General features: G+C 70.5%; 14 protein-coding genes. 6 read left to right on the forward strand and 8 right to left on the reverse strand.

The window, feature by feature from the left end:
• Positions 1-17: 17 nt before the first annotated feature.
• Entirely contained in the window at positions 18-974 is a 957-nt protein-coding gene (locus tag KJK29_RS25985) for a metal ABC transporter substrate-binding protein (protein WP_215121533.1), read from the reverse strand.
• Positions 975-1,167: 193 nt separating this feature from the next.
• On the opposite strand from KJK29_RS25985, the gene KJK29_RS25990 reads away from it, so the two are divergent.
• Entirely contained in the window at positions 1,168-2,550 is a 1,383-nt protein-coding gene (locus tag KJK29_RS25990) for a glycine--tRNA ligase (RefSeq protein ID WP_215121534.1), read from the forward strand.
• 61 nt (positions 2,551-2,611) lie between these two features.
• Here KJK29_RS25990 and KJK29_RS25995 read toward each other — a convergent pair whose 3' ends face one another.
• A complete protein-coding gene (locus tag KJK29_RS25995) occupies positions 2,612-3,715 on the reverse strand; it encodes an endonuclease/exonuclease/phosphatase family protein (protein WP_215121535.1) in 1,104 nt (367 codons plus the stop codon).
• 201 nt (positions 3,716-3,916) lie between these two features.
• On the opposite strand from KJK29_RS25995, the gene KJK29_RS26000 reads away from it, so the two are divergent.
• The 4 genes from KJK29_RS26000 (at position 3,917) to KJK29_RS26015 (ending at position 6,768) form a co-directional block, all read left to right on the forward strand.
• The gene (locus KJK29_RS26000) at positions 3,917-4,528 is read left to right on the forward strand and encodes a LysE family translocator (RefSeq protein WP_215121536.1); all 612 of its coding nucleotides are present in this window, start codon (positions 3,917-3,919) and stop codon (positions 4,526-4,528) included.
• Between the two features lie 121 nt (positions 4,529-4,649).
• Entirely contained in the window at positions 4,650-5,654 is a 1,005-nt protein-coding gene (locus tag KJK29_RS26005) for an aldo/keto reductase (RefSeq protein WP_215121537.1), read from the forward strand.
• A 25-nt stretch (positions 5,655-5,679) separates the two neighbouring features.
• On the forward strand, positions 5,680-6,282 hold the full coding sequence (locus KJK29_RS26010) for a TetR family transcriptional regulator (protein WP_215121538.1): 603 nt from the start codon (positions 5,680-5,682) through the stop codon (positions 6,280-6,282).
• A 78-nt stretch (positions 6,283-6,360) separates the two neighbouring features.
• Entirely contained in the window at positions 6,361-6,768 is a 408-nt protein-coding gene (locus KJK29_RS26015) for a DUF6281 family protein (RefSeq protein WP_251057942.1), read from the forward strand.
• Here KJK29_RS26015 and KJK29_RS26020 read toward each other — a convergent pair.
• The 4 genes from KJK29_RS26020 to KJK29_RS26035 all read right to left on the reverse strand — a co-directional run bounded on the left by KJK29_RS26020 (position 6,755) and on the right by KJK29_RS26035 (position 11,015).
• Positions 6,755-6,997: a hypothetical protein gene (locus tag KJK29_RS26020; RefSeq protein WP_215121539.1), complete on the reverse strand. Its 243-nt coding sequence runs from the start codon at positions 6,995-6,997 to the stop codon at positions 6,755-6,757. The two genes, KJK29_RS26015 and KJK29_RS26020, sit on opposite strands and share 14 nt — an antisense overlap.
• Before the next feature lie 184 nt (positions 6,998-7,181).
• On the reverse strand, positions 7,182-8,972 hold the full coding sequence (locus KJK29_RS26025; RefSeq protein ID WP_215121540.1) for a caspase family protein: 1,791 nt from the start codon (positions 8,970-8,972) through the stop codon (positions 7,182-7,184).
• A complete protein-coding gene (locus KJK29_RS26030; protein WP_215121541.1) occupies positions 8,969-9,361 on the reverse strand; it encodes a hypothetical protein in 393 nt (130 codons plus the stop codon). Before KJK29_RS26030 ends, KJK29_RS26025 begins: the two co-directional genes overlap by 4 nt.
• 199 nt (positions 9,362-9,560) lie before the next feature.
• Positions 9,561-11,015: an MFS transporter gene (locus tag KJK29_RS26035; protein ID WP_215121542.1), complete on the reverse strand. Its 1,455-nt coding sequence runs from the start codon at positions 11,013-11,015 to the stop codon at positions 9,561-9,563.
• 78 nt (positions 11,016-11,093) lie between these two features.
• Between KJK29_RS26035 and dusB the strand changes: the two genes are divergently transcribed.
• A complete protein-coding gene (dusB, locus tag KJK29_RS26040) occupies positions 11,094-12,227 on the forward strand; it encodes a tRNA dihydrouridine synthase DusB (protein WP_215121543.1) in 1,134 nt (377 codons plus the stop codon).
• On the opposite strand, the gene KJK29_RS39195 is transcribed toward dusB, so the two are convergent.
• Positions 12,228-14,000, reverse strand: a complete 1,773-nt coding sequence (locus KJK29_RS39195; RefSeq protein WP_370869160.1) for a sulfatase-like hydrolase/transferase — start codon at positions 13,998-14,000, stop codon at positions 12,228-12,230.
• A 165-nt stretch (positions 14,001-14,165) separates the two neighbouring features.
• Entirely contained in the window at positions 14,166-16,103 is a 1,938-nt protein-coding gene (locus tag KJK29_RS26050; protein ID WP_215121544.1) for an amylo-alpha-1,6-glucosidase, read from the reverse strand.
• Between the last annotated feature and the right edge of the window lies 1 nt (position 16,104).

Consider the following 16,104-nt stretch of genomic DNA (forward strand, 5'->3'; position numbering starts at 1 on the left):
GTCCTCCGATGAGTGAGTCACTTGGCTCCCAGAGCCGTCTGCAGGGCCTTGAGGTTGGCTTCCATGACCTGGAAGTAGTCGTCGCCGCGGGACTTGTCGGTGATGCCCTCGAGGGGGTCGAGGACGTCCGTCTTGAGGTCGGCGTCGCGGGCAAGGGTCTTCGCGGTGCGGTCGGAGACCAGCGTCTCGTAGAAGACGGTGGTGACGCCGTCGGCCTTGGCCTCCTGCTGGAGCTCCTTGACCCGGGCGGCGCTGGGCTCGCTCTCGGGGTCGACGCCGGAGATGGCCTCCTGGGTGAGGCCGTAGCGCTCGGCGAGGTAGCCGAAGGCGGCGTGGTTGGTGAAGAAGACCTTGGACTTGCTGTCCTTCAGGCCGTTCTCGAAGTCGCTGTTCAGGCCGTTCAGCTTCTTGACCAGGGCCTCGGTGTTCTTCTTGTAGTCGGCCGCGTGGTCCGGGTCGGCCTTCTCGAAGGCCTTGCCGACGCCCTGGGCGATCTCGGCGTACTTCACGGGATCGAGCCAGACGTGCGGGTCGCGGCCGTGCTCCTCCTCCTCGGATTCCCCGGAGTGAGCTTCCTCGCCCTCGTGGCTGTGCCCGGCGCCGCCGTGGTCCTCGAGGTGGGTCAGGGAGGCCGCGTCGATCTTCGTCTCGATGCCGGTCTGCGTCACGGCCTCGTCGACGGCGGGCTGGAGCCCCTTGAGGAAGAGCGCCGCGTCGGCCTCTTCGAGCTGGGCGCGCTGCTGGGTGCTGATCTCCAGGTCGTGCGGCTCCTGGCCCGGCTCGGTCAGACTGGTGACGTTGGCGTGGTCGCCGCCTATCTGCTCGGCGAGGAACGCCATCGGGTAGAACGACGCGACGACGTCGAACTTCTCCGTGTTGCCCTTCGCCGCGCTGTCGCTGGAGCAGGCGGTCAGGGCGCCGAGGCCGAGAGAGGCGGCCGCGGCGGCGGGTATGAGGCGTCGTCGTACGTTCATGACAGTCATTTTCAACAAATATGGAAACCGTTGTCAACAAACGTCCTGAACAGGGGCTGAAACAGGGTTCGCAGCCCTCTGGCGGTCGCTGAGGGGGGAGCGATTTGATTGAGGGGGCGCCCCCGCCGGTAACCTGAATCATTCGCTGGAAGCAACTCGCTTCGTCGCCCGTCGTCGTAATGAAGAGAGCACCGTGGCCGCCGACAAGATCGACACCATCGTCAGCCTGAGCAAGCGCCGTGGCTTCGTATTCCCCTGTAGTGAGATCTACGGCGGTCAGCGCGCCGCCTGGGACTACGGCCCGCTGGGTGTCGAGCTCAAGGAGAACCTCAAGCGCCAGTGGTGGCGCTACATGGTGACGTCGCGCGAGGACGTGGTCGGTATCGACTCGTCCGTCATCCTGGCCCCCGAGGTCTGGGTCGCCTCCGGTCACGTCGCCACGTTCACGGACCCCCTCACCGAGTGCACCTCCTGCCACAAGCGGTTCCGCGCGGACCACCTGGAGGAGGCCTACGAGGAGAAGAAGGGCCGCGCCCCGGAGAACGGGCTCGCCGACCTCAACTGCCCCAACTGCGGCAACAAGGGCACCTTCACCGAGCCCAAGCAGTTCTCCGGCCTGCTGTCGACCCACCTCGGCCCGACGCAGGACTCCGGCTCCGTCGCCTACCTGCGGCCCGAGACCGCGCAGGGCATCTTCACCAACTTCTCCCAGGTGCAGACCACTTCGCGTCGCAAGCCGCCGTTCGGCATCGCCCAGATGGGCAAGTCCTTCCGCAACGAGATCACGCCCGGCAACTTCATCTTCCGCACCCGCGAGTTCGAGCAGATGGAGATGGAGTTCTTCGTCAAGCCGGGCGAGGACGAGAAGTGGCAGGAGTACTGGATGGAGCAGCGCTGGAACTGGTACACCGGCCTCGGCATGAGCGAGGAGAACATGCGGTGGTACGAGCACCCGAAGGAGAAGCTCTCCCACTACTCCAAGCGCACCGCCGACATCGAGTACCGCTTCCAGTTCGGCGGCAGTGAGTGGGGCGAGCTCGAGGGCGTCGCCAACCGCACCGACTACGACCTCGGCGCCCACTCCAAGGCCTCCGGCCAGGACCTCACCTACTTCGACCAGGAAGCCGGCGAGCGCTGGACGCCGTACGTCATCGAGCCCGCGGCCGGTGTCGGCCGCGCGATGCTGGCGTTCCTCCTGGACGCCTACGTCGAGGACGAGGCGCCCAACGCCAAGGGCAAGATGGAGAAGCGCACGGTGCTGCGCCTCGACCACCGTCTCGCGCCGGTCAAGGTCGCGGTGCTCCCGCTGTCCCGGAACCCGGAGCTGTCCCCGAAGGCCAAGGGCCTCGCCCAGGCGCTGCGCCAGAACTGGAACATCGACTTCGACGACGCCGGCGCCATCGGCCGCCGCTACCGTCGCCAGGACGAGATCGGTACGCCGTTCTGTGTGACCGTCGACTTCGACACGCTCGAGGACAACGCGGTCACCGTCCGCGAGCGTGACTCGATGAAGCAGGAGCGGGTGTCCCTCGACCAGATCGAGGGCTACCTGGCGTCCCGCCTGATCGGCTGCTGATCGCCTTCCGCCTGTACGCCTGTGCCGGGTTCCTCTTCGGAGGGGCCCGGCACCGTCGCGTTCACAGGTCCAGGTCCGCGTAGACGGCCGCGTGGTCCGAGGCGCGGTTCCACTTCGAGGTGACCGTGTCGAAGGACTTGACGGTGGACGGCGCCCAGATGCCGCGCCGTTCGACCTCCACGTGCTGCACCTGCTCCCAGAGCGGCGGCGGCAGCATCAGGTAGTCGAGCTTCTGGCTCTCGCTCGTCCCCGTCCCGTGGGTGCCCGGGGCGCCCCGGTAGTCCGGGTGGCTCATCACGTCCCGCAGCCCGGTGCCGAGCAGGGCCCGGATCGCCTCGCTGCCCGGTTCGTCGTTGAGGTCCCCGGCGACCACGACGTACGCGGAACGCTCCAGGGCTGCCTGGTAGATCGACGCCACACGCCGGGCCTGGGCCGTGCGCAGTTCCGGGTCGTCGCCGCTCTGGCTCTTGAGATGGTTGCCGAGCACCCACAGCGGCGTGGCGCCGAGCTGGATCTCGTACTCGGGGCAGTCCCGGCTGAACAGATACGCGCCCGGGCGGTCCGGGTCGGGGTCGAAGACGTGGGACCTCATGGACGTGATCGGGTGGCGGCTGAGGATCCCGACGTCGATGCCGCGCGGGTCGTTGCCGTCGATCACCATGTCGTAGGGGTACGGCGTCTTCTTCAGGTCGCCGCCCAGCACCTGCTCGTTGAAGCGGCGCAGGGTCGTGCGGTCCTCCACCTCCACCGTGAGCAGGATGTCGGCGTCGACCTCGGCGATCACCCGGCCCGTGTTGTGCACGGACTCCCAGTCGAGGTCGTCACGGACCAGCTCCACCCAGCCGGTCCAGCCCGAGCGGCCCTTGGCGACGATGTCGAACACGACGTTCTCGCCGCTGCCCCGCGTCTTGAACAGCGTGCCCTGGCCGCGGGTCTCGTTGACGAAGAACGGCCTGTCCTTGCGTGAGTCGTGCGCCCGGTGCTTCTTCAGGAGCGCGGCGACGCGGCTCTTGGTGTCGTCGTCGTAGGTGGGCTTCTCCAGGAGGGAGATCAGCTCGGCGTAGTCGTCGAGGATCTCGCGGCGCTGCTTGTCGCCCGGGATGCGGAAGACCTTGGGGCGGCGGAAGAGGTTCTCCGTGTTGAAGGTGGCGATACGGATCGTCATGGCGCGCTCCCTCGGGCGGCGCAGGAGTTCGCGCGGCCGGTGGGCGGGCGCCGCCGGGAGACCACCCGTCGACCCTTCCATTCTCGGGGCGGGTGGGAACGGTGTCGACTGCGGTGGCCGCTGTGACGCGGTGGATTGGTACCTCTGCGGCGGGGCCGATTGGACCTGTTCCCCGGGGCGGGCCGGGCCCAGGGTGGGCGCATGAGTATCGCGTTCCTGCTGACCACCCTGGTCGTCGTCGCCACGCCCGGTACCGGTGTCGTCTACACCCTCGCCGCCGCGCTGTCCCGTGGGCGGCGGGCCGGTGTTGTCGCCGCGTTCGGGTGCGCGCTCGGGATCGTGCCGCATGTGCTGGCCACGGTGACCGGGCTTGCCGCGCTGCTGAATGCCAGTGCCGCTGCCTTCCAGGTCCTCAAGTACGCCGGTGTCGCCTATCTCCTCTACATGGCGTGGGCGACCGTGCGAGACAAGGACGCGATCGCCGTCGAGGAGGGCACCACCCCTGACTCGGCGCGGCACGTGATCGTCCGGGCCGTGCTGATCAACATCCTCAACCCGAAGCTGACGATCTTCTTCTTCGCGTTCTTGCCGCAGTTCGTGAGCCCGCACGAACCGCACGCGCTGACGCGGATGCTGGCGCTGAGCGGGGTGTTCATGCTGGCGACGTTCCTGGTCTTCGCGGCGTACGGCGTTCTGGCCGCGTCCGTGCGCAGCCACGTCACCTCCCGGCCGAGGGTGATGGCGTGGCTGCGGCGGGGCTTCGCCGGGTCGTTCGTGGCACTGGGGGCGAAGCTGGCGTTCACGGCGCGGTAGGCGGCGGCCGGGGCCGGGCTGGAAGACGGCTGGGTGACAAGCATGAGGTGACAAGCATGAGGTGACAAGCATGAGCTGACAGATATTGAAATCTGTCAGCTGTCATGGCAGGGTGGTGGGCATGACGATGCGAACCCGACCCCTCGGAACCACCGGCCCCCAGGTCTCCGCCCTCGGTCTCGGCTGTATGGGCATGTCCGCGCTGTACGGCGAGGCGGACCGGGCCGAATCCATCGCGACCCTGCACGCGGCGCTCGAAGCGGGCGTCACCCTGCTGGACACCGGCGACTTCTACGGCATGGGTCACAACGAACTGCTGATCGGCGAGGCCATGCGCGCGGCCCCCGCGGCCCGGCGTGAACAGGCGCTGGTCAGCGTGAAGTTCGGCGCCCTGCGCGACCCGGACGGCGGCTGGTCCGGCTACGACGGCCGGCCCGCCGCCGTGAAGAACTTCGCCGCGTACTCCCTCCAGCGGCTCGGCGTCGACCACATCGACGTCTACCGCATCGCCCGCCTCGACCCGGACGTGCCGATCGAGGAGACGGTCGGCGCGATCGCGGAACTCGTCGAGAAGGGCCATGTGCGGCACATCGGCCTGAGCGAGGTCGGCGCCGAGACCATCCGCCGGGCCGCCGCCACCGCGCCGATCTCCGACCTCCAGATCGAGTACTCCCTCATATCGCGCGGCATCGAGGACGAGATCCTGCCGGCCACGCGTGAGCTGGGCATCGGGATCACGGCCTACGGGGTGCTCTCCCGGGGCCTGATATCGGGCCACTTCACCGCCGACCGGCAGCTCGGCGCGGGCGACTTCCGGGCGATGTCGCCGCGCTTCCAGGGCGAGAACCTCCGGCACAACCTGGACCTCGTCGAGGCGCTGCGGAAGATCGCCGAGCAGAAGGGCGCGAGCGTCGCGCAGATCGCCATCGCCTGGGTGCTCTCCCGGGGTGAGGACATCGTGCCGCTGGTCGGCGCCCGCCGCCGCGACCGGCTCACGGAGGCGCTGGGAGCGCTGGAGGTGACGCTGGACGCGGCCGACCTGGCGGCGATGGAGGAGGCCGTACCGGCCGGTGCCGCCGCCGGTGACCGCTATCCGGCGGCCCAGATGGCGCACCTCGAGAGCTGAACCGGGCTGCGGGTACGGTCAGGGCATGGCACCGACCAGCGAGACCCTGACCGCCGAGCGCATCCTCGAGGCCACCGAGGAGGTGCTGCGGCGGCACGGCCCGGCCAAGGCCACCGTCGTGGACGTCGCCCGGGCGCTGGGCGTCAGCCACGGCAGCGTCTACCGCCACTTCCGCACCAAGGCGGCGCTGCGCGAGGCGGTCACCAAGCGCTGGCTGGACCGCACGTCCGGGGAGCTGTCCGGCATCGTCACCGGCGACACCGCCCCGGAGGCCCGGCTGCGGGACTGGCTCGCCGCGCTCTTCGCCGCGAAGCGCCGCAAGGCGGGCGAGGACCCGGAGCTGTTCGCCACGTACATGGTCCTCACGGACGAGGCCGGCACAGCGGTCGGCGACCACATCACCGACCTCACCGCCCAACTGGCCCGCATCATCCAGTCCGGCGTGGAGACCGGCAGCTTCACCACCCCCGACCCGCAGGCCTCGGCCCGCGCGGTGTTCCAGGCGACGGGGCGGTTCCATGACCCCTGCTACGCGCGGGAGTGGGAAGAGCCGGGCGCCGAGACCGACTTCGAGGCGGTCGTCGAGCTGACGGTGCGGGGCCTGCGCAGCGCCGAGCCCACGCCTTAGGGACGCACCTGCCCGAACGAAAGCGGCCGCTGCTCCGTCGACATTCATGAGGCCGGGCCACAGGACGGGGAGATCCAGGTGACAGCGGTGACGTCGATCGGGCGGAGCGTCAAGAGAGCGCTGGCGGCGGGGGTGATCGTCGTGGCGTCCGCGGCGTCCGCCGGATGCGCGTCGTCGGAGGACGGTGAGTCCCAGGCGTCCTGCGCGTTCGTCGTCGAGTACGACAAGCGCCTGTACTCGAGCGTGGCCAACGTCGATTTCGAGGTCGGCAGAAAGCTGGGACCGGCCGTCCTGCCGCCGTGCGACGACACGCCGAACTCCGGGAGCGCCCCGGAGTCTCCGGGCTCGACGGTCGTCTACGCGATCGAAGGAGTGGACCCCGCCATCGCCATCGCCAGGGAGGGCGCGCCCGAAGGCGTCCTCCTCGTCGCCGGCACAGGCAACGACCTGCCTCCCGAGATCAAGAAGCTCCTCAAAGGTTCCTGACGCCTCCGCGCCTCTCGGTGATCACGCCGCCCGTCGGGTCCACGGTGGCCTGATGAGCCTCCGCCAGATGTTCCTCCGCCTTCAGCCAGGGCAGGAACTGCGCGCCTCTGCGCCAGCCGCAGGTGTCGCATCTGATCGTGCGCTGCATACCCGTGCGCCGCACCCGCACCACATGCTCACGCCCGTGCTGATCCCATCGGCTGACCTTGCTCGTGTCGATCTGCGCCATAACGCCTCCCGCGTCCAGGAATCCGGCGGAGCCGGTCTGCTCGCAGTAAGGAGTGTGCGGCAAGACCAACATCAACAGGGTTTCCCCGGATGCGAGTTATCAGGCTGTGAGATGACGACCTGGGGGAGCGGAAGGCAGGCTCAGCTGTGTCAGATGCCGTGATCTGTGACGGTGACACAGCTCCTCACCAATGCCCGCTGCCCACCAGGTAGGTGATGCCCGCGAGGACGGCCAGGGTCAGGGTCGGGATCGCCAGGCCCTTGGCGACCGCGGTCAGGGTGCGCGTGCCGCTTGTCGCCTTGCTTGTGTAGTGCTCTTGCCGTGCTCCCAGTTCGTGCCGGGCGAACGCGCCGGTGACCAGTGCCATCGCGCCGGTGATCAGGCAGACGATGAGCGGGGTGAGGGCTCCGTGGTCGCGGATGTCGTCCTCGACGTTGCCGGTCGGCCCTGCGTCGCCCCGGGCCATGACGGCCGCCACCGCCGCTTGGAGGGCCAGTACGAGCGTGATGACGGACGTGGCGGCGAGGGCGAGGGCCGCGCCGGCGAGGGTGGGCGCGCGGTGGGACGGGGAGGGCTGGTGAGTCGTGCGCTCGGGCGGCTTCTTGGGGCGGGACGGGATGCGTGCGGGCTCGGTGGTGACCGTCTCCCGTTTGGCGTGCGATTGCCGCGTCGGCGCCGTGGAGCCGTTCGAGGGCGGCCGGGCATTGCGCTCGGATACCGGGTCCACCACCGCCTCGACGTGGATCACCGCCTCGTCCGCCACACCCTTCAGCACGATGGCGCCGGACCGATGCCCCGCCGTCGTCGTGTCGACGTGGACCTCCAGGCCCGTCGGGGTCGGATCGACCCGTAGCCACGTCTGTTGGGGCTGGGCCACGCAGTGACGGGCCAGGGGTGGGCCGTACAGGGTCACGGGCTGCTTCCGCGGGGGCGAGCCCTGTGGCGCTCGGCCGAAGTCCAGGTGGCGCGGGGACGGTGCCAGGTGGATCTCGCTCAGGGCCTCGGACGCCAGCTCGGCGATCGGCTGGATGTCGTTGCGCGCGACCTCCTCCAAGTGCTGACGCGCCCCTTCCGCCATGGGCAGCTCCTTGCGCCGCAGTCGTTTGCGCAACTCCGTCACGGCGCCCTGCCGGGTGAGGAATTCCTCGCTGTTCATGGCCGCCTGCAGGGAGGGCGGCGAGGGAACAGCGACTATCTTGATGCGGCCGCGCCGGCTGTGTGCCAGATGCAGCTCCCCGCGCAGCTCCGCCGCCTTCTTCGGCGTCTGATGGGGGTTCTGCTCCTGTACCTGCCGGTAGACGTACTCGTACAGGTCGTCGAGGGACACGTTCCCGTCCGCGTCGAGGTCGGCCTCGCCGGTCTGCAGGCCCTCGACGACCGCGTGGGTGAACAGCGAAGGCCGGGGAGCGGAGTTCTCGGCGAGTTGGCTGCCCTCGAAGGCGTACTCCATGGAGTCGGACGCGGTGATGACGGCCCAGCCCCGCCCCGTGGCCGGCTCGCCCTTCGCGAACGACTCGAGGGCGTTGATCTCACCGGAGGAGCGCACCGAGGTCGAGCCCCGGGAGAAGGCCCCGCCGTAGCAGCAGTCCAGGAACAGGACGGTGCGGCCCGCCCGGGTGCCGTACATGCAACCCCGGACGAACTGGGAGGGGACGGCCGTGGCGGCCAGCAGCGGGGGCTCGGTGTCGCTCGCGGCCAAGTACAGTTCGCCGGACTCGCTCTTGAGGCCGTGGCAGGAGAAGTGCAGCAGGAGCGTGTCGGCCCGGTCGCGCTCGTTGAAGAAGCCCTGGATGCGCCTGCGCATGAGGTCGGCCGACGCGTTGTGCACGACCTCCACCTCGAAGTCGCCGATCTGCGGATCGTGCAGCACCCTTTCGAGGGCGGCGGCGTCCTGGGCGGGTGCCTTGAGCTTCTTGAGTCCCTGGTCGTCGTACCGGTCGTTGGCGATGATCAGCGCGTGTCTGGAGTCCGTCATTGGTCGGCTCCGGCCGGGGAATGGCGCTGGACGAAGATCTTGAACGCCTCCGCGACCTGATCGTCGGTCGCCTCGGACAGCTCCAGGACGTCGTCGCCCATCTGCAGACGCATGGACTGGTGTGTGTCATGGCGCCTGCCCATCCACGACCGGATCACGGTCATCACCTGGCTCAGGGCGGTCGCCGAGCTGCCCAGGGTCACCAGCAGCGCACCGATCTGGGTGACGTCCACGGCCCGCGCTCCGGGCGGGACCTCCCCGCCGGGCAGCGTGGTGACATCGTCCACGTCGAGTTCGAGCAGTTCCTCGCGCAGATAGCCGGTCAGCTCCGCGACACGTTCGGCTTCCGCGTCCTCCTCGGCGAGGAGGATGTGCAGGGTGTTGTCCACCGGCCCAGCCCCTTTGTTCGCAACGGTCGGGGCGGCGCAGAGTCGGAGTATCGGCGGGCTCTACGTCCTCACTTACAGTTTCTGCTGCTCAGAGCGGGGCGGCAAGTCGCCGACGGCGGAATGCGTTTCATGGTTCAACCGTCCGGAGCCCCGCCTAACCGCCGTGGATTCGCTCAGTGTTGCCGCACGGGCTACGAGGTCACGAGGCACGATCCGCCGTCACCGCCACATCCCGCACCTCCGCCGACTCCAGCCGCTCCGCCGTCCGGTCGGCGGTACGGCGAGCCCACCGCCCGCTCGTCACCGCCCCGAGCACCAGTACGGCGAAGCCGCACACCGCGAGGATCCACCAGCCCGGGCGCGCGGCCGATACGAACGTCTCGCGGTACGAGGACGAGCCCACGCCGGAGGCGAGTACCGCACCCACCACCGCGACGCCCAGCGTCTGGCCGAGCTGGCGGCTCGTAGAGGCGACCGCCGCGGCCACCCCGGCCTGCGCACGCGGCATCCCGGACACCGCCGTGTTGGTGATCGGCGCGTTGACGAAACCGAAGCCGATGCCGAAGAGGACGTAGCCGGCGAAGAGGGTGACGTCGGAGGTCTCGGCCTCGAACGCGGCGAAGAGGACGCCGCTCGCGGTCATGGCGCAGCCGGCGATCAGGAGCGGGAGGCGGGGGCCGCGGGTGCCGACCAGGCGGCCGGAGAGCGGGGCGCAGAGGAACGTCGGGGCCGCCATCGGCAGCATCCACAGACCTGCCTCCAGGGCGGTCAGGCCGCGGACGTTCTGGAGGTACAGCGTGGACAGGAAGAGGAACCCGCCGAGCGCGGCGAACGCGCTGACCGCGATGGCCGTGGCCCCGCTGAACGGCGCCGAGCGGAAGAACCGCAGGTCGATCAGGGGTTCCGTGCGGCGGGGCTCGTAGAGGAGCAGACCGGCGAGAGCGGCCAGGGCGACCACGGCCAGCGGGGCGATCGACGTGAACGGTGTGCTCGGCGCCTCGATGATCGCGTACGTCAGGGAGCCGAAGAGGGCGATCACCAGGAGCTGGCCGACCGGGTCGGGGCGGCGGGCCTTGGCGGCGCGGGACTCGGGGACGAAGCGGAGGGTGAGCAGGAGGGCGGCGAGGCCCACCGGCAGATTGATCCAGAAGATGGAGCGCCAGCCGACCGACTCGACGAGCAGGCCGCCGACCAGCGGGCCGGCGGCCATGGATATGCCGACGACCGCGCCCCACACGCCGATCGCCCGGGCCCGTTCGCGCGGGTCGGTGAACGTGTTGGTGATGATCGACATGGCGACGGGGTTCAGCATCGAGCCGCCCACCGCCTGGATCATCCGGAAGGCGACCAGCGCTTCGAGGTTCGGTGCGAGGGAGCACAGCACCGAGCCGATGGTGAAGACGACGAGCCCCGCCATGAAGACCCGCTTGCGGCCGATGCGGTCGGCCGTGGAGCCCGCGAGCATCAGCAGCGAGGCCAGGACCAGGGTGTAGGCGTCGATCGTCCACTGCAGGCCGGAGGTGCTCGCGTGCAGGTCCTGCTGCATGGAGGGCAGGGCCACGTTCAGGACCGTGTTGTCGAGGCTCACGATCAGCAGGCTCATACAGCAGATCGCGAGCACCAGCATGCGGCGGCGGGGGCTGGGCTCGGGCATGCGGGCCATCGTACGCCGACTTCAATAGTGTGGCTAACTAATGAATTTTACGTTCTCATTGCACGGCACAATGGATGCATGTCCACGCCCCTCCAGATCGGCCCGCACACCGTCCGGCCCCCTGTCGTCCTGGCCCCCATGGCCGGGATCACCAACGCGCCCTTCCGCACCCTGTGCAGGGAGTTCAGCGGGGGCAAGGGCCTGTTCGTCAGCGAGATGATCACCACCCGGGCGCTGGTCGAACGCAACGAGAAGACCATGCAGCTCATCCACTTCGACGAGACGGAGCGGCCCCGGTCGATCCAGCTCTACGGCGTGGACCCGGCGACCGTCGGCAAGGCCGTCCGCATGATCGCGGAAGAGGACCTCGCCGACCACATCGACCTCAACTTCGGCTGCCCCGTGCCGAAGGTCACACGGAAGGGCGGCGGCTCCGCGCTGCCGTACAAGCGGAACCTGCTGCGGGCCATCCTGCGCGAGGCCGTCAGCGGCGCCGGCGATCTGCCCGTGACGATGAAGATGCGCAAGGGCATCGACGACGACCACATCACCTTCCTGGACGCCGGCCGGATCGCCGTCGAGGAGGGCGTCACCTCCATCGCGCTGCACGGCCGCACCGCCGCCCAGCACTACGGCGGCACCGCCGACTGGGACGCCATCGCCCGGCTGAAGGAGCACGTCCCGGAGATCCCGGTGCTCGGCAACGGCGACATCTGGTCGGCCGAGGACGCGCTGCGCATGGTGCGCGAGACCGGCTGCGACGGTGTCGTGGTGGGGCGTGGCTGCCTGGGTCGGCCGTGGCTGTTCTCCGACCTGGTCGCGGCCTTCGAGGGGCGGACCGAGGACATCGCCCGCCCGGCGCTGCGCGAGGTCGCCGACGTCATGGTCCGGCACGCCACCCTGCTCGGGGAGTGGATCGGGGACGAGGCGCGGGGCGTCATCGACTTCCGTAAGCACGTCGCCTGGTATCTGAAGGGCTTCGCGGTCGGCTCCGAGATGCGCAAGCGCCTCGCGATCACCTCGTCGCTGGAGGAGCTGCGCTCCGGGCTGGACGAGCTGGACCTCGACCAGCCCTGGCCCGTCGGCGCCGACGGGCCCCGGGGCCGTACGTCCGGCAACAACCGGGTGGTGCTGCCGGACGGCTGGCTGAAGGACCCGTACGACTGCGCCTGGGTCGGCGAGGACGCCGAGCTCGACACCTCCGGCGGCTGATCAGCCCTCCGAGCGGTGCGGTGTGGAGCCGTACGCCTTGAGGAAGCGGTCGCGGAAGGCGCTCATCTTCCACACCGGGGCGTCGCGGTCGGGCCTCAGACCCTCCGTCCAGTTCCAGTCGGCGACCTTGTCGAGGACCTTCGGGTCCTTCGCGACGATGGACACCGGCACGTCGCGGCTGGCGCGGGTGCCGCTGACCCGGGCCATGGGCTGGTGGTCGCCGAGGAAGACCAGGACGGTGTCGTCGGTGCCGTAGCGCTCCAGCCACTGGGTGAGGCTGGTGACCGAGTACTGGATGGACTTGCCGTACTCCTGCCGGGATCTGGTGGTGTCGGTGATGATGTCCGAGGCCTTGTTGCCGGCCTTCTCGACGGCGTCGAAGCGTGAGCCGTCGCCGAGTTCGTCCCAGTCGACCATCTTCGGGATGGGCGCCCAGGGCTGGTGGCTGGAGGTCAGGATGACGAACGACATCAGCGGCTTGTCGCGCTTCTTGCCGTGCACCCGGCGCTGGAACGCCTCCAGCGCGTACTGGTCCGGCATGGTCGACCAGCTGAACTTCGGGCCCTTGTACCCCAGGTCGTAGGCGTCGTAGAGCTTGTCGAGGCCGTACCACTTCTCCTCCGGCCAGCCCTTCTGCACGCCGGGCATCACGCCGACCGTGTCCCAGGCGCCGCTCTTGCGGAAGGCCCTGGTGAGGGTGAGATGGTCGCCCGCGGTGACCGTGCGGTAGCGGCGCTGGTTGTCGATCCACAGGCCGGACATGGTCGTGGAGTGGCCGAGCCAGCTGCTGCCGCCGTAGGTCGCCGAGGTCAGCCAGCCGCTGCGGGCGGCGAAGCCGGCCTTCTCCAGGGCCTTGCCACTGGTGTCGAGGGTGCGGTCGACGCCGGGCGCCATGATCGGGTCCTCGATGGCGCTGCGGCCGTAGCTCTCGATGAACGTGAAGATCACGTCCTTGCCGCGCAGGTCGGGCAGCAGCTGCTCGGGCGGGGTGTTGCCGAAGGTGTCCGCCTGGGCGTGCTTCGCGAAGGCCGCCTCGTCGCGCAGGGACTCCACCGTCCGCTGGGCGTGGACCCGGAGGGCTCCGGCGCCGCGCTCGGAGGCGATCGGCCCGCCGAAGAGCGTCAGGCCCAGGGCGGAGCAGGTGACCCAGACGACCCCGGCGATCAGCGCGCCCCGGGCCGCCCGGGGACGGTGGCGGACGAGCAGGCCGCTGAGCCGGATCGTCGCCGCGACCATGACGGCCGCCAGCAGCAGGATCAGCACGATCGCCCCTACGGCGGCGGCGGTCGCGACGCCCCCGCCCAGCGCGTCCCCGACGTACGCCTGGGCGTCGGGCAGCAGGTCCCAGTCCAGCGCGGCGTTGAAGCCCCGGCCCAGATACTCGTTGAACCCCATGTCGAGCAGGTTCACGGCGGTCAGCGCGGTCAGGCCGAGTCCGTACAGCGCCGCCGCGACCAGCCGGGCCCGGCGCGGCAGCCACAGCACCACGACGGCGCCGATGACCGCCTCGGCCGGAATGCGCGTGAAGCTCTTCGGCCCCATGGCGGGGAGGGTGTTGGGCAGCAGCAGGGCACCGAGGACCAGGGCGGCGGCGAGGGCGGTGGTGGTCCAGCGGAGGGCGCGGGCGGCCCGGGGATGGCGGGCACGGAGGCCGGATGCCGAAGCGGGAGTCTCCGGTGCCGGTTCCTGTGCCGGTGCTGGTGGCAGTGCCGGTGCCGATGGCGTCGCGGACTCCGACCGTGATGACTGGCGCAGGCGTGTGAAGACAGGCACCCGGAGGTCCTTCCCGTACGAAACCCGGTGAAGTGGCGGACCCGCGTGGGGGTTCGGGTCCGCCTCAGTTCCGTACGGGGCGCCCACCAGGTGCGTTCAGCCCACCGGGCCAGCGCTCGGCAAACACCCGGCAAACGCCCGGCCAACCGTGCCGCCGGCCGCCCCTCAGACGCCCCCGACCGCCGTGAGCAGCGCCAACGGGGCCGAGGCCGAGCGGGATTCGCGTACGCACGCGTGCGGGTACGGCACCGGCTCCGGGTGAGTGTCGCGGCCGTAGCCCGCGAGGACCTCGGGGAGCCGGTTGCCGGTGGCGGTCGCCGCGTCGACCAGGCCGCGGGCGATCGCGCGGGCCTCGTCGTGCAGTCCGTAGCGGGCCAGGCCCAGCGCGATGAGCGCGTTGTCGTGCGGCCAGACCGAACCGCGGTGGTAGGAGAGCGGATGGAACGCCGGCTGGCCGGAGGCCAGGGTGCGTACGCCCCAGCCGGAGAAGAAGTCGGGTTCGAGGAGGCGCCGGCCGACCTGTTCGCCGTACTCCTTGTCCAGCAGGCCCGACCAGAGCAGATGCCCGGCGTCGGAGGCGAGGGCGTCGACCTGCTTGCCCCGGCCGTCGAGCGCGAGCGCCGGGAAGGAGTGCTCCGCCATCCAGAAGTCGCGCTGGAAACGGTCGCGCAGATCACCGGCCGCCTGTTCCAGGAGGTCGGCGTACGTCCCGTCCTGCCACACCGTGCGCGCGAGCCACGCCGTGCGGCGCAGCGCGTCATAGGCGTAGCCCTGGGCGCCCGCGGCCGTCACCGGGCCGTTGGGGCGGGTGCCCTCGGCGGAGCAGATGGCGCCGGGGGAGTCCTTCCAGTTCTGGTTGGCGAGGCCGCCCTGGTCGGCGCGGTAGACGAGATAGCCGCGCGAGGTCAGGCCGCCGTGGTCCAGCATCCAGCCGACGGCCGCGCGGGCGTGCGACTGGAGACGATGGGCCAGGGCGGTGTCGCCGGTCTGCTCCGTGTAGGCGCCGAGGAGCACGAGGAACAGCGGTGTGGCGTCGACCGAGCCGTAGTAACGGCCGTAGGGGACCTGGCCGAAGTGCGCCAGTTCGCCGTGCCGCACCTCGTGGACGATCTTTCCGGGCTGGGCGACTTCGCTCGCGGCCGCGTCCGTGGCCTGGGTCGCGGCGAGCGCGGGCAGGGTGGCGGCGGCCAGCCGGGGCCGGTAGGGCAGTGCGAACAGCGACGTCAGCAGGGCGTCCCGGCCCAGCAGGGTCAGGAACCAGGGGGCGCCGGCGGCCGGGACGCGCAGTTCCTCGCCGTCCGGGCCCTTCGCCGGGACCTGGAGCACGGCGAGGTCGGCGAGCCCCCGGGAGCAGGCGGCGGCCAGCTCCGGCCAGCCGGTCGGGAAGGCCAGGCCCTCCACGAACTCGCCCTCCCGGGCGCGCAGTCGCTCCCGCACGGCGGCGGGGGAGCGGGGGACGCGCAGGGCCCGCTTCTCGCCGTGCGGACGGGCCATGACGCGCAGGAGCAGCTCGGCGGTGCCGTGCGGCGGCAGCTCCAGGGTCCACACCAGGCGGCGGGCGCCGGTGCCGGTCTCCTCCACGGCGTCCGGCTGGGGCTCGGCCGTCACCGTCGTGCACGAGCGCCACTCGCCGCGCCGGTAGGTGAACTCCACGCCGTGGCCGAGGACCTGGCGGGAGCGGACCGCACCGGCCTTGGTGTAGGTGCGGTGGTCGGAGCGCAGCTCGAACTGGTCGGTGAAGTCGGCGTCGGCGGTGAGCGCGAGGCGGACCGTCGTCGGCGCCGGGCGGTTGCTGGTGATGCGCAGCGACTCCACGAACGAGGCGTCGCCGACGGCCTGTTCACGGAAGAGCGTGTAGGCGGGCGGCTCGTCGCGTCCGCCGCGCGGGACGAGGACGCACGCCGCGGTGTCCCCGTCGGCCACCGGCGTCAGGGTGTCGGGCACGGCCCCGTCCACCGTGAGCTGCCACCGGCTGAGGTGCCGTGCGTCCCGTACGAACATTCCGTCCGGGGCGCTGCCGCCCCGGTAGCCGCTGATGTCGCCGCGGTCACCGACGGCGGCGAACGTCCCGCCGTGCACGAGCAGATGATGCCGGTCGGTCATC

Source organism: Streptomyces koelreuteriae, from assembly GCF_018604545.1.
Lineage (GTDB): Bacteria > Actinomycetota > Actinomycetes > Streptomycetales > Streptomycetaceae > Streptomyces > Streptomyces koelreuteriae.